Genomic DNA, 13,289 nt, shown 5'->3' with positions numbered 1-13,289 from the left:
GTTCCGTCCACGCTACGAGGTCGCCTTGTGGCCGGCCGAGAAGCGTCGCAGGTCGAGCGTGGCGGGATAGTCGACGCTGGCGTACGCCGTGCTCGCGGTGGCCGGCCACGCGCTCGTGTCGACCGGACCGGCGGTGTGGCCGGCGGCCTCGAAACGGCTTCCCCGGCGGGTCTCCGCCTCGGCGGCGTTCACCGGGTAGTGCTCGTACGAGCGGCCGCCGGGGTGGGTCACGTGGTAGGTGAAACCGCCGAGCGAGCGGTCGTTCCAGCGGTCGACGAGGTCAAAGACGAGCGGCGAGTGGACGCCGATCGTCGGGTGCAACGCCGACGGCGGGGCCCACGCGCGGTAGCGCACGCCGCCTGCGACCTGACCGCCCGAACCGGGGACCGGCAGCAACGGCATGGGGACGCCGTTGCAGGTCACCACGTGCCGCTCGGGCAGCAGACCGGTCGCGCTCACCTGGACGCGTTCGACCGAGGAGTCCACGTAGCGCGACGTACCGCCCAGGCCGACCTCCTCACCCAGCACGTTCCACGGCTCCAGCGCCTGCCGCAGCTCCAGGTGCACGCCCGCGACGTCGACCTCGCCCAACCGCGGGAAGCGGAACTCGTGGAACGGCCCGACCCAGGCGGGGTCGAAGAGCGGTATGTCGGTGCCACTCTCACTCAGGAACGCGTTGAGGTCGTCGATGACGTCGCGCAGATCGGCCGCCGCGAAAGCCGGCAGCAGGAAGCGGTCGTGCAGCCGCGTGCCCCACGGGATGAGCGGCGCGGCGTACGGATTGGCCCAGAAGCGCGCCACGAGGGTGCGCACGAGCAGTGCCTGCACCAGCGCCATCCGGGGATGCGGCGGCATCTCGAAGCCGCGCATCTCCAGCAGCCCGAGACGGCCGCGGTCGGAATCGGGGCTGTAGAGCTTGTCGATGCAGAACTCGCTGCGGTGGGTGTTGCCGGTGATGTCGGTGAGCAGGTGGCGCAGCAGCCGGTCGGTCAGCCAGGGCAAGGAGTCCTTCCCCTGTTGCATGGGCTCGCTCGTGACGCGCTCGAGCTCGGCGAAGGCGATCTCCAGCTCGTAGAGGGTCTCCGCACGGCCCTCGTCGACCCGCGGGCTCTGGCTGGTCGGCCCGATGAACCGGCCCGAGAAGACGTAGGACAGCGCGGGGTGGTGCTGCCAGAACGTGATCATGCTGCGCAGCAGGTCCGGTCGCCGCAACATCGGACTCTCGGCCGGGGTCGCCCCGCCAAGAGTGATGTGGTTGCCGCCACCGGTGCCGGTGTGCGTGCCGTCGAGGTCGAACTTCTCGGTCGCGAGCCGGGAGTGGCGGGCGTCGTCGTCCAGGCTCTCGGTCAGGTGCACCAGCTCCGGCCAACTGCTCGTGGGCTGCAGGTTGACCTCGATGACCCCGGGGTCGGGCGTGACACTGAGGGTCTGCACGCGGCCGTCCCCGGGCGGCGGATACCCCTCCAGCACCACGGGGACGCCCGTCGCCGCAGCCGCACCCTCGATGGCAGCCAGCAGGCTGACGCTGTGCTCGAAGTCGTCGCAGGGCGGCAGGAAGACGAAGACGTGACCGTCGCGCTCCTCCACTGCCAGGGCGGTGCGTGGCGAGTCCTCGATGTCGCGGACCGGCGCAGGCGGCACGTCGTCGGCCGCCGTGACCGGGTCGATCGACGGAAGCGGACCACGAGCGGCGAACGGCGACTGGTCGGGCACGTACGGCGCTTCGGTCCAGGCCACCGACGCCAACGGGAGGCGCAGGCCGAGCGGGGAGGTGCCGGGCATCAGGAAGAGGCGCTCGCGGCGGGTGCGCCAGTGTGCGGTCGCCCACCCGTCGCCGTCCGGGTCTGAGAAGACGGGCACGACCCAACCGGCCGGCATACCTGCGGAGGCGTCGACAGCGGCCAACTCGCGCTCGCGCTGCTCGGTGCTCGACTCGGGAGTGACGCGCTCGCCCGGTCGCTCGCCGCGGGGCTCGCGGGCTTGGGTGAGCAGCTCGTTCAGCGGGTCCTCGTACGCCGCACGCGTCACCTCCGCGGGAACGCCGAGCCGTGCGGCGATCGCGAGAGCCAGAGCGCGTACCGACTCCCCCGCGGCCGTCGAGCCGGTCTCGACCCGCGGCGTCGACCACGGGTCGTCGAGCAGGGACTGGTCGCGCCAGAGCGGCTGTCCGTCGCGCCGCCAGAGCAGGCCGATCTGCCAGCGCGGGAGCGGCTCCCCGGGGTACCACTTGCCCTGACCGTGGTGCGTCAGACCTTCGGGCGCCCAGCGCGCACGCAACTTGTCAGCCAATCGGGTTGCCAGCTGGCGTTTCTCGGCACCGTCGGCGGCAGTCTCCCACTGCGGGTCCGAGGTGTCCCCCACGCTCACGAAGGTCGGCTCACCGCCCATCGTGAGGCGGACGTCGCCCTCGGTCAGCAGATCGTCGACATGCGTCCCGAGCGCCTGGACGCCCTGCCACTGCTCCTCCGTATACGGCTTGGTGACCCGCGGGTCCTCGAAGACCCGGGTCACGGAGTTGGAGAAGGAGAACTCCACCCCGGTGAAGTCGGTGGCGCCGGAGATCGGGGCGGCGCTGGACGGGTGCGGGGTCGCGCAGAGCGGGATGTGCCCCTCGCCCGCGAAGAGGCCGGAGGTCGCGTCCAGACCCACCCATCCGGCGCCGGGGATGTAGACCTCGGCCCACGCGTGCAGGTCGGTGAAGTCCTGGGTGGGCCCGCTCGGTCCGCCGATCGCCGCTTGATCGGCCGTCAGCTGTACGAGGTATCCGGACACGAAACGCGCTGCCAGACCCAGCTGGCGCAGCACCGAGACAAGCAGCCACGCGCTGTCCCGGCAGGAGCCCAGGTGCTTCTGCAGCGTCTCGTCAGGCTGCTGCACGCCGGTCTCGAGGCGCACGCTGTAGTCCACGTCGTCGCGGACCCGCTGGTTGATGCCGACCAGGAAGTCCACGATGCGGGTGCCGCCGGCGGGCTGCTCGACCTTGTCCTGCACCCACTGCCGCACGAGCGGACCGGGACCGGCTCCCGTCGCGCCGTCGTCGACGGGCCGCAGGTACGGCTCGAGGTCGGCCTGCAGCTCCGGCGGGTAAGCGAACGGGTAGGTCTCCGCGTAATCCTCGACGAAGAAGTCGAACGGGTTGATGACCGTCATATCGGCGACAAGGTCGACGATGATGTCGAGCTCGCCGACCTTCTCGGGGAAGACCAGCCGGCCCAGGTAGTTGCCGAACGCGTCCTGCTGCCAGTTGAGGAAGTGGTCGCGCGGGGACACGGTGAGCGAGTAGGCCGTGATCGGCGTACGGCTGTGCGGAGCCGGCCGCAGCCGCACGGTGTGAGGATGCACGGTGACCGGGCGATCGAAGGTGTAGGTCGTGCGGTGCTGGAGGGCCACGCGGATCGTCACCAGGCACACCCTATGCAGTCGCCAGGCGTGCCCGGGTTGCGCCGGTGTTACGTCTGGACTCGATCCGGTCACTTCTCGGGTGACGCACGGCAGCAGCGTGGGTCCTCGGTCCTGCAGTCGCTTTCCCCGCGACGTACGTCGATCGGCGTGGGTTGTCGGCGCTGCGGCGACGTCCCGACGCCGCGAACGCCGGCCGTCGTGAGTCACCGGCTTCGCAGTCACATCCCGGAGCATCAGGGTGACCGGGGCGGTCAACGAGTCCAGTCGGGCGGGTCGGCGGGGTGGAGGGCCGGGTCGTCGGCGACGAAGGTGCGGACGGGGCCCGGCGGTGTACCCGGGCCTTCGAAACGCACCGTGACCCGTCCCAGGCCGCGGCCCCACACCCAGCCCGCGCCGTGCACGTCGTGCCGTACGTCCGCGCCGGGCGCCCATCCCTGGCTGGACCGCTGTAGCGGCGCGGGTGCGACGGGCGTGACATCCGCCTCGACCGGGACATCCGCCGGCTCGTCCTCGAACAGGAACTGCTCCTGGGCGTGCGTGGTGAACCCGGACACGCCGACCCCGAGCAGCCGCAACCCGTCGGACACGTCGACGCCGTCCAGCAGCCGTTGCGCGGTGGCGCGGATGACCTCGGGCTCACCCGTCGGGTGCGGCAGGGTCGCCGAGCGGGTCGAGGTGGTGAAGTCGTGCTGGCGCACCTTGATGGTCACGGTCCGGGCGAACGCCGAACCCTCGGCCAACCGGCTGGTCACCCGGGTGCTCATGGTGGCGAGTTCGGCGGCGAGCACGCGCGGATCGGTCACGTCGACCTCGAAGGTCTCCTCAGCCGACACGCTCTTGGCCTCCCGCTCGGTCTCCACGGCGCGGTCGTCCTGGGCGCGGGCCAGCCGGTAGATGCCCCGGCCGTGCGAATCGCCGAAGATGCTGACCAGGTCCGGCTCCCCCATGCGCTGCAGGTCCGCGACGCTCTCGACACCGAACGTGCGCAGCCGGGTCGCCGTGGCCGGTCCGATCCCGCCGATGGCGCGCACCGGCAACGGGCCGAGCACATCGAGTTCCTGGCCAGGGGGGACGACGACCAACCCCGCCGGCTTGTCCAGGTCGGAGGCGATCTTGGCCAGCATCTTCGACGACGCGACCCCCGCCGAAGCCGTCAGCCCGCCGGTCGCGCCGGGGATGTCGTCGAGCAAGCGGCGCACCCTCGCCGTGACGGCGTCGAGCGTGAGGTCGATTCCCGCAGCCGCGAGATCGACGTACGCCTCGTCGACCGACACCTGCTGTACGACCGGCGACAGCTCGTGCAGCAGCCCCATCACCGCTTCACTGGAGCGGCTGTACGCGCCGAAGCGAGGTGACAGGAACGCCGTGCCGGCCGGGCACAACCGGCGCGCCTGGGCCGTGGGCATCGCCGACCGTGCGCCGTAGACCCGAGCTTCGTACGACGCCGTCGACACGACGCCGCGGTGCCCCGTGCCCCCGACACAGACCGGCTTGCCCTTCAGCGAGGGCTTGTCGCGCTGCTCGACCGCGGCGAAGAACGCGTCCAGATCCAGGTGCAGGATGCTGGCCGTCGTACGCATGCGGTCATTCTCGCCCGACCTGCCGACCGGTCGGTCGACGCCACCCGCGCCGGGCTCAGTGGGTCAACGCCAGCTTGATCGCGACGACCACCGCGGCCACGAGGGCGACGGCAATCCCGAACCGCACGCCGCGATGCACGCTCATGCCGCTGTGCAACCGGCGGTAGACCAACCCGGTCAACCCCAGCCGCGCGATGAGGACCGCACAGGCCAGCGACTGGGCCCACAGCGCCGCCGGCCATCCGAGCGCTGCTGCACCCAACAGGGCCAGCGACGGCATGCCCGCGCTCGCGACCGGGATCGAGTCGCGCAGCTCATGGCCCACGATCCCGGACAGCGAGTGCCCTGTCAGCGCCGCACCCACGATGTCGGCGAGCGCGTGGGCGATGTACGTCGACAGGACGGTGCCGAGCACGACGAGGAGCGCCTTGCCGGAGTGGATGTCGCCGCGGGAGACACCGGCGGTGGCCGCGAGGACCAGGATGTCGCCGTAGATGTACGCCGACATCCTGCTCTCCGCGCGGGCGGGCTCGATCTCACCCGCTGCCTGCACGTAGGTGTGCACCGGGTGCTGGAGCACGTCGCTGATCGGCACAGTCGGATTCTGCCCGGGCTGCGATCTTCGGGACCTGCTCAGACGGTGCGGTGGATGAGCAGCGGCAGGACCGCGCTCGCCCCCGCATCGCGCAGCATGGCCGCAGCGACCGTGACCGACCATCCCGACCGCGAGGCGTCGAGCACCAGCAGGACGGTCTGTCCGCCGACCGACGGCAGGTCGCTGCCTGCGAATGCGGTCCGCCATGCGGCGGCCTCGTCCGCGGACGCCAGATCGATGACGTCGGGAGTGCCCACCGACCACGCGGTGTACGTCATCCGGCCGACGGTGGCCAGCTGCTCGGCCAGGGACGAGGTGAGCTCGGGATGCCCCTCCACCGCGCAGGAGACGACCAGATCCGGACGGGCGGGCCAGTCGTCCTTCCAGCCCGCGAGCACGCGTACGGCGGCCTCCTGCAGCTCCGGTGGTGCGGCCGCGTCGTGGCGCAAGGGACCGGCCCGCAGCTCACTCCACTCGGCGGCGTCGGCGTGCACGAGCACGCGACCGGGCGCGGCCGCCAGCTGCGGCGGGATGCGGCCCTTGGCGCCGAACGCACCGCCCGGCCACATCTTGCGCGGCTCCAGCACCTGCTGGTCTGCGCGCAGCACGGCCGCGAGGTCGCGCACGGTCTGGGGATCGGCGTGGTCGGACCAGCCGTCCGGGAGGTGGCCGGTGCACACCGAGCAGCGTCCGCACGGCTGCGCGGCCGGGTCGTCGAGTGACTCCTGCAGCAGCGCCATCAGGCAACGTTCGCCCGCGATGTAGGCGCGCATGATGTCGGCCTCGCGGCGGCGGCCGGCGAGGACGCCCTCGTAGTGGGCGGCGTCGTAGGTCCACGGTGCGCCGGTGACGCTCCAACCGTCCGTCGCGCGGGTGACGACCTCGTCGACGGCGAGCTGCTTGAGCAACAGCTCGATCTTGCCGCGTCGCAGACCGGTCTCGGCCTCCAGCGCGGGCACCGACTGCGGTGCGTTCGCATCGCCCAGCGAGGCGAGCAGCCGGCGTACGTCGTCCTCGCGCGGGATCGTCGCCGTCGCGAAGTAGTCCCACACGCCCTCGTCGCCGGCGGACGGCAGCAGCGCGACCGGCGCGTGGTCGATCGCGCGGCCGGCACGGCCGACCTGCTGGTAGTAGGACACCGGCGACGGCGGCGCACCCACGTGCACCACGAACCCCAGGTCGGGCTTGTCGTACCCCATGCCCAGCGCCGAGGTGGCGACCAGCGCCTTGACCTCGCCCGCGCGCAGCGCGTCCTCCAGCCGCTCGCGCTCCCCCGCCTCCAGACCACCGGTGTACGCGGCGACGCGCAGCGCGGGGTCGTCGGCGTACCGGGTGCGCAGCGCCTGGGTGAGCCGCTCTGCGTCGGCGACGGTGAGGGCGTAGATGATGCCCGAGCCGGGCAGGGTCGGCAGGTGGTCGACGACCCAGGCGTAACGCTCCAGCGGACCCATCGTCGGCAGCACCGCCAGCTCGAGGCTGGAACGCGCCAGGGGCCCGCGCAGCACGGTGGTGTCGGTGCCGAACTGACGGGCAAGATCCTCGACGACCCGGGAGTTCGCGGTCGCGGTGGTCGCGAGGACCGGCAGATCGGGGTGGACCTTCTGCAGCACGTCCGACACCCGTCGGTAGTCCGGGCGGAAGTCGTGGCCCCAGTCCGAGACCGAGTGCGCCTCGTCGATGACGACCAGGCCGAGCCGCCCGGCGAGGGTCTGCATGACGCGGGCGCCGAACCCTGGGTTGGCCAGTCGCTCCGGCGACACCAGGATCACGTCGAGGTCGCCGGAGGCCAGATCGGCCTCGATCGAGCTCCAGCTGTCGATGTTGGAGCTGTTGATGGTCGCGGCGCGCAGCCTGGCTCTCCCGGCAGCGGCCACCTGGTCGCGCATCAGCGACAACAGCGGCGAGACGACCAGCGTCGGGCCCCGACCCGCCTGCCGGCTCCACGCGGTGGCGATCCAGTAGACCGCCGACTTGCCCCACCCGGTCGCCTGCACGACCAGCACCCGGGCGCCGGGTCGGGTCAGCGCGTGCAGGGCCTCGCCCTGGCCGTCGCGCAGCTGCGCGCCCGGTCCCGCCAGGTCGGCGAGCACCCGCGCGGCGACCTGGTCGATGTCGGGGGTTCCGGCAGGCGTGGCGGTCGTGGCGGTGGGTGTCTGGGTCACCCGGTGCATTGTGCCCGGGTTGACCGACAGGGTCCGCGGCCCGTCCACAGGGGCACAGATGTGCCCGACAGCCACAGGACGACCTGTGGCTGTCGGTCTCAGCTGCGCCAGGGTGGGCGCGCGGTCAGGACTTGGACTTGGCGGCCTTCGCCGCCGCCTTGGCGCGCCGCTTGGCGATCTTGTCGGCGGCCTCCTGCGAGTCCAGTTCGCGGGCGCGCTCAGGAGTCGGCGCGGTGCCGCCGAGCCGGGCCGGAAGGTAGACCAGGTCGTCGCCGGTGAGTGTGGGGTAGGAGTCCTGCACCTCGTGCAGCATCTCGCCCATCGCGGCCTTGACCTGCGCGGTCACGGACGCGGTGTCGGCGTCGGAGGGCATGGGGATCGCCGGGCCGACCCGGACCGTGATCGGCACATGACGGCGCTTGCCCACCGACTTCGGGTGGTCCTTGGTCCAGACGCGCTGACTGCCCCACACGACCATCGGCAGGATCGGCACACCCGCCTCCTGCGCCATCCGGACCGCGCCCAGCTTGAAGTCCTTCAACTCGAACGACCGCGAGATGGTCGCCTCGGGGAACACCCCGATCAGCTCGCCGCCACGCAACGCCCGGACCGCCTCGCGGTACGCCGACGCGCCCGCCGCGCGGTCGACCGGGATGTGCTTCATGCCGCGCATCAGCGGTCCGGTGATCTTGTGGTCGAAGACCTCCTTCTTCGCCATGAAGCGCACGAGGCGGCCCACGTCGACGGCGGGGAAGCCGCCGTACGCGAAGTCGAGGTAGCCGATGTGGTTGAGCGCGATGACCGCCCCGCCGGTGGCCGGGATGTTGTCCGCGCCGATCCGGGTGATGTCGTTGCCCTGCAGTGCGAACAGGCCACGGGCAGCGGCGATGACGGGACGGTAGACGGGTTCCATCCGGTCAGACTATCGGCGGTCGCAGGCCGCCCAGGCAGCTCCCGCACTGACCGCGGCGACGGTCAGCACGGAGGGCCAGGCGCCGATCTTCTTCGCCAGCGGGTGGGACAGTCCGAACGACAGCAGGTACGTCGCGCTCAGCGCCGCCGCGCCCGCCGGACCGGCCTTCGCCACCCAGGTCCGGGCGGCGTACCCGCCCGCGGCGGCGAGTACGACACCTCCGATGGGGCGTACGCGGGTCTCCCGCGCGGACAGGTAACCGCCCACCAGTCCGACGGCGACGATGGGCGCAGTGGTCACGGATTCGGCGGGTCGCAGTTGCATCTGCGCAGGGTATCGAGCGGTCCTGATGCGGAATGCCGGCCGGTGGCCCGGCGTTGTCGCCCTCGTGAGCCACCCGATTCCCCTGTCAGTGCTCGACCTCTCCCCCGTCAGCTCCGGCCGCACCGGATCCGACGCGCTGCGCGAGACCGTGCAGCTCGCCCAGACCGCGGAAACCCTGGGCTACGAACGGTTCTGGGTCGCCGAGCACCACAACCTGCCGAGCGTCACCAGCAGCGCCCCGGTCGTGATGATGGCCACCGTCGCGGCGTCGACCAGCCGCATCCGGGTGGGTGCGGGCGGCATCATGCTGCCCAACCACTCGCCGCTGCAGGTCGCCGAGCAGTTCCGCGTCCTGGAGGCCCTGCACCCCGGGCGCATCGACCTCGGACTCGGACGCGCGCCGGGCACCGACCAGCTCACCGCGTTCGCGCTGCGCCGTAGCCGCGAGGCGCTCACCGCCGACGACTTCCCGCAGCAGTACGCCGAGCTGCTGGCCTACGTCGACGGTTTCCCCGAAGACCACCCGTTCGCACCCATTTCGGCCCAGCCGTCCGACGTACCGCTGCCCCCGATCTGGATCCTCGGGTCGAGCCTGTACGGCGCGCAGGCGGCCGCCGCGTTCGGGACGGCGTTCGCCTACGCCGGGCACTTCGGCGAAGCCGACCCCACCGAGGCGATGGACATCTACCGCAGGGGTTTCCGGCCCAGCGGTCGTCCCGGTGCCCTGGAGGCCCCGCGATCGATGCTCGCGGTCAGCGCCATCGCGGCGGACGACGAGCAGACCGCGGCCGAGCACGCCCGGGCCGCGGCACTGGCGATGGTGCGGCTGCGCCAGAACCGTCCCGGTCCCTTCCCCTCGCCCCAGGAGGCGGCCGAGCACGAGTGGAGCGAACTGGACGAGTCAATGGCGCAGCGGATGTCGCGCTTCACCACCATCGGCACCGGTGACCAGGTGGCGAAGGGCGTACGTGCCCGCGCGGAGGCGTGCGGCGCCGACGAGCTCATGGTGACCACGAATGTGCACGACCCTGCGCAGCGTCGCCGCTCGTACGAGCTGCTGATGAAGGCCTGGGCCTGACCCTCACCGTTTGGACATGCACGGCGGGGCACCTGTGCCCCGCCGTGCATGTCCGAAAGCGGGGATCAGCGGGCGCGGGTCGCCCACATAGCGACCGCCGACGCCGCAGCGACGTTGAGCGAGTCCACTCCCCCGGCCATCGGGATGCTCACCACGGCATCGCTGTGCGCGAGCGTGCGCGGCGACAGTCCGTCACCCTCGGTGCCGAGCACGAGCAACAGCTTCTCCGGGAGGTCGGCGGCTAGTTCGTCGAGTTGGGTCGACCCCTCGCCGAGCGCCAACGACGCGACGTACCAACCGTCTTCGCGCAACGTGTCCAGCGCTGACGGCCACGGCTCGATCCGCGTCCAGGGCACCTGGAAGACGGTGCCCATCGACACGCGCACGCTGCGCCGGTAGAGCGGGTCCGCGCACCGCGGCGTGACCAGGACGGCGTCCACCCCGAGCCCGGCGGCCGAGCGGAAGATCGCCCCGACGTTCGTATGGTCGACGACGTCCTCGATCACCAGGGCACGGCGGGCTCCCGCGAGCACCTCGGCGTACGGCGCGGGCTCCGGCCGGTGCATCGCGGCCAGCGCGCCCCGGTGCAGGTGGAAACCGGTCATCGCCTCGATCACCCCCGCGTCGGCGGTGTAGACGGGCACGCTGTCGCGCTCGGCCTGTTCGACCAGGTCCGCGAGATCCGTCAGCCACCGCTCGCCCATCAGGAACGACCTCGGCCGGTGCCCGGCGGCCAGGGCCCGACGGATGACCTTCTCGCTCTCGGCGAGGTAAAGACCCTGCTCGGTCTCCAGCAGCCGGCGCAGCGCCACATCGGTCAGCGAGAAGTAGTCGCGGACGCGCTCGTCCGCGGGGTTCTCGATGCGTACGACGCTCACGCCAGCGCCGCCCGGGCCAGCACCAGCACACCCGCCAGCGCTGCGACGACCAGCACCGCGCGACGCATCCGCTCACGGTCGACCATGGCGCGCACCGGCCGGGCCAGGACGGCGCCGACCACGACGAACGGGATCCAGCCGAGTCCTGCGAGCATCTCCCCACCATGCACCTGCCCGGCCACGGCCAGGCCGAGCAGCGAGGTCGTGGCCCCGACCACGAAGAACATCGCCAGCGTGGAGCGCACGCGCGCCGGGCTCTCGTGCTGCAGCACCAGCCCCAGGAACGGGCCGCCGATCGAGGCCGCCGTACCCGAGATCCCGGTGAGCATCCCCGCGCCCAGGGCGGGCATAGGACGGGCACGGACCGTCCACCGCGAGACCGACGCGGCGACCGCCACCAGCACCATGACCCCGACGACCACCGCGATCGCGTCGCCCGACGCCGTCGCAACCAGCCATACGCCGACCGGGATCAGAGCCACCCGTCCGGCGATCGCGTATCCGAAGAGCCGCCAGTCGATGTCGCGCTCGCCGAACGCCAGCTCCCACAGCGGGAGGACCAGCGAGGTGAGCAGCAGCGCGGCGGGCATGAGATCCGGACGCAGGATGATGATGAACGGCGCCGCCACCACCGCCAGTCCGAAACCGACGACTGACTGCACGAGCGCACCAACCGCAACCACGCCACCCAGCAACAGGTAGACGACCAGATCGCTCACCGCAGCACGAGGTTGCCGATGGCGGCCAGACCGATCACCACGATGAACGCGCGCAGCAGCCACGGCGGCAGCGCACGGCCCACCCGTGCACCGATGACGCCGCCGATGAGAGACCCGACGGCGATGAGTCCCGCTGCGGCCCAGTTCATCCGGTCCCACGCGATGATCAGGAAGGTGATGGCGGCGACGGCGTTGACGATGGTGCCCAGGACGTTCTTGACGCCGTTGATCTCCTGCAGCGAGTCGGTCATCAGCACGCTCATCAGCCCGAGGAGCAGCACCCCCTGGGCGGCGCCGAAGTACCCGCCGTACACCCCCGCCCCGTAGATGCCGACCAGCAGCGCGATCCGCCGCGCCCGGGTGTCGGAGTCGGAGTGCGCGGCCTGCGCCCGCTTGCTCAGCCACGGCCCGAAGACGACGAGCAGGATGCCGATCAGGATCAGCACCGGCACGACGGTCTTGAAGACACCCGGTGGCAGCACGATCAGCAGCACCGCCCCGGTGACTCCGCCGAGGAACGACATCGGCGCGAGACGCTTCAGCACCGCCGTCATCCCGCGCAGTTCCTTGCGGTAGCCGAACGTGCCGGACAGCCCGCCCGCGACCAGACCCAGCGTGTTGGAGACGTTCGCCGTCACCGACGGATAGCCGAAGGCCAGCAGTGTCGGGAAGGTCACGAGCGTGCCCGAACCGACCACCGTGTTGATGATCCCGGCGACCATTCCGGCGAGCAGGATCAGGACTGCATGGCTGAGCGGCACCAAATCAACCTAACGAGAACGTCGTACGCGCCCGCGCGCGTCTCAACTGTCGGCGCGCGCGGACCAGCGGTCCCCGCGCCGGTCCAGGACCAGGGGAATCCCGAAGGTGGCGGACAGGTTCTCCGCCGTCAGGGTCAGCTCGATCGGACCTGCCGCGACGACCGCACCGTCGCGCAGCATCAGCACGTCGGTGAAGCCCGGCGGGATCTCCTCGACGTGGTGGGTGACCAGCACCAGCGCCGGGGCGTCGGTGTCCTGCGCCAGCGCCGACAGCCGGCCGAGCAGGTCCTCCCGGCCGCCGAGGTCGAGTCCGGCGGCGGGTTCGTCCAGCAGCAACAGCTCCGGGTCGGTCATCAGGGCGCGGGCGATCTGCACCCGCTTGCGCTCGCCCTCCGACAGCGTCCCGTAGCGGCGGTCGACCAGGTGGGCCACGCCCAGCGCGCCGAGCAGTTCGGTGGCGCGCGCGTGATCCAGCTCGTCGTACGCCTCACGCCAGCGCCCGACGATGCCGTACGACGCGGTGACCACCACGTCGCGGACCACCTCGCCGCCGGGGATCCGCTCGGCGATCGACGCGGATGCCAGCCCGATCCGGGGACGCAGCTCGAAGACGTCGACCGCGCCGAGCACCTCCGACAGCACGCCGGCCACGCCTGTCGTGGGGTGCATCCGGCCGGCGGCGATCTGCAACAGCGTCGTCTTGCCTGCGCCATTGGGTCCGAGGACGACCCAGCGCTCGCCCTCCTCGATCTCCCAGCTGACCCGGTCGAGCAACGACTTGCCCGAGCGGACCACGCTCACCTCGGCCAGCGCCAGCACATCGCTCATGGAGCCCGACCCTAGGCGACCTACGATGTTCGCCGTGTCGACCCTCCCG

Annotated in this window: 11 protein-coding genes; 1 reads left to right on the top strand and 10 read right to left on the bottom strand. The window is 71.7% G+C overall.

The features are described 5' to 3' along the window. Window positions 1–12 precede the first annotated feature (12 nt). From LVQ62_RS12285 to LVQ62_RS12260, 6 genes are all read right to left on the bottom strand, one after another. A complete protein-coding gene (locus LVQ62_RS12285) occupies window positions 13–3,402 on the bottom strand; it encodes a DUF2126 domain-containing protein (protein ID WP_233761937.1) in 3,390 nt (1,129 codons plus the stop codon). A 251-nt stretch (window positions 3,403–3,653) separates the two neighbouring features. Next, window positions 3,654–4,982 carry a DNA polymerase IV gene (locus LVQ62_RS12280; protein ID WP_208051956.1) on the bottom strand — a complete coding sequence of 443 codons (1,329 nt, stop codon included), beginning with the start codon at window positions 4,980–4,982 and terminating at the stop codon, window positions 3,654–3,656. A 55-nt stretch (window positions 4,983–5,037) separates the two neighbouring features. Then, window positions 5,038–5,577, bottom strand: a complete 540-nt coding sequence (locus LVQ62_RS12275) for a hypothetical protein (RefSeq protein WP_233761935.1) — start codon at window positions 5,575–5,577, stop codon at window positions 5,038–5,040. 38 nt (window positions 5,578–5,615) lie between these two features. Then, window positions 5,616–7,748: an ATP-dependent DNA helicase RecQ gene (locus LVQ62_RS12270; protein WP_370639707.1), complete on the bottom strand. Its 2,133-nt coding sequence runs from the start codon at window positions 7,746–7,748 to the stop codon at window positions 5,616–5,618. Window positions 7,749–7,863: 115 nt separating this feature from the next. Then, window positions 7,864–8,652, bottom strand: coding sequence for a 1-acyl-sn-glycerol-3-phosphate acyltransferase (locus LVQ62_RS12265; RefSeq protein WP_208051958.1), 789 nt, complete (start codon window positions 8,650–8,652; stop codon window positions 7,864–7,866). Window positions 8,653–8,661: 9 nt separating this feature from the next. Next, window positions 8,662–8,976: a hypothetical protein gene (locus tag LVQ62_RS12260; RefSeq protein ID WP_233761931.1), complete on the bottom strand. Its 315-nt coding sequence runs from the start codon at window positions 8,974–8,976 to the stop codon at window positions 8,662–8,664. Between the two features lie 64 nt (window positions 8,977–9,040). On the opposite strand from LVQ62_RS12260, the gene LVQ62_RS12255 reads away from it, so the two are divergent. Beyond that, window positions 9,041–10,054 (top strand): LLM class flavin-dependent oxidoreductase, encoded by a 1,014-nt coding sequence (locus LVQ62_RS12255; RefSeq protein WP_233761929.1) that lies wholly within the window; start codon window positions 9,041–9,043, stop codon window positions 10,052–10,054. A 65-nt stretch (window positions 10,055–10,119) separates the two neighbouring features. Here LVQ62_RS12255 and LVQ62_RS12250 read toward each other — a convergent pair whose 3' ends face one another. The 4 genes from LVQ62_RS12250 to LVQ62_RS12235 are packed head-to-tail and all read right to left on the bottom strand — an operon-like array spanning window position 10,120 to window position 13,240. Continuing rightward, complete coding sequence (locus LVQ62_RS12250; RefSeq protein WP_233761927.1) at window positions 10,120–10,932, bottom strand: RNA methyltransferase; 813 nt, start codon at window positions 10,930–10,932, stop codon at window positions 10,120–10,122. Continuing rightward, window positions 10,929–11,651 carry a sulfite exporter TauE/SafE family protein gene (locus LVQ62_RS12245; protein ID WP_233761925.1) on the bottom strand — a complete coding sequence of 241 codons (723 nt, stop codon included), beginning with the start codon at window positions 11,649–11,651 and terminating at the stop codon, window positions 10,929–10,931. The genes LVQ62_RS12250 and LVQ62_RS12245 overlap by 4 nt, the downstream gene beginning before the upstream one ends. Beyond that, entirely contained in the window at window positions 11,648–12,412 is a 765-nt protein-coding gene (locus LVQ62_RS12240) for a sulfite exporter TauE/SafE family protein (protein ID WP_233761923.1), read from the bottom strand. The genes LVQ62_RS12245 and LVQ62_RS12240 overlap by 4 nt, the downstream gene beginning before the upstream one ends. Before the next feature lie 42 nt (window positions 12,413–12,454). Further along, window positions 12,455–13,240, bottom strand: coding sequence for an ABC transporter ATP-binding protein (locus LVQ62_RS12235; protein WP_233761921.1), 786 nt, complete (start codon window positions 13,238–13,240; stop codon window positions 12,455–12,457). Window positions 13,241–13,289 lie beyond the last annotated feature (49 nt).

This window comes from Allobranchiibius sp. GilTou73 (assembly GCF_021391335.1).
In the GTDB taxonomy this organism is placed as follows: Bacteria; Actinomycetota; Actinomycetes; order Actinomycetales; family Dermatophilaceae; genus Allobranchiibius; species Allobranchiibius huperziae.
Note: the sequence above shows the minus strand (reverse complement) of the source record. Positions and strands in the feature narration are given on the sequence as shown.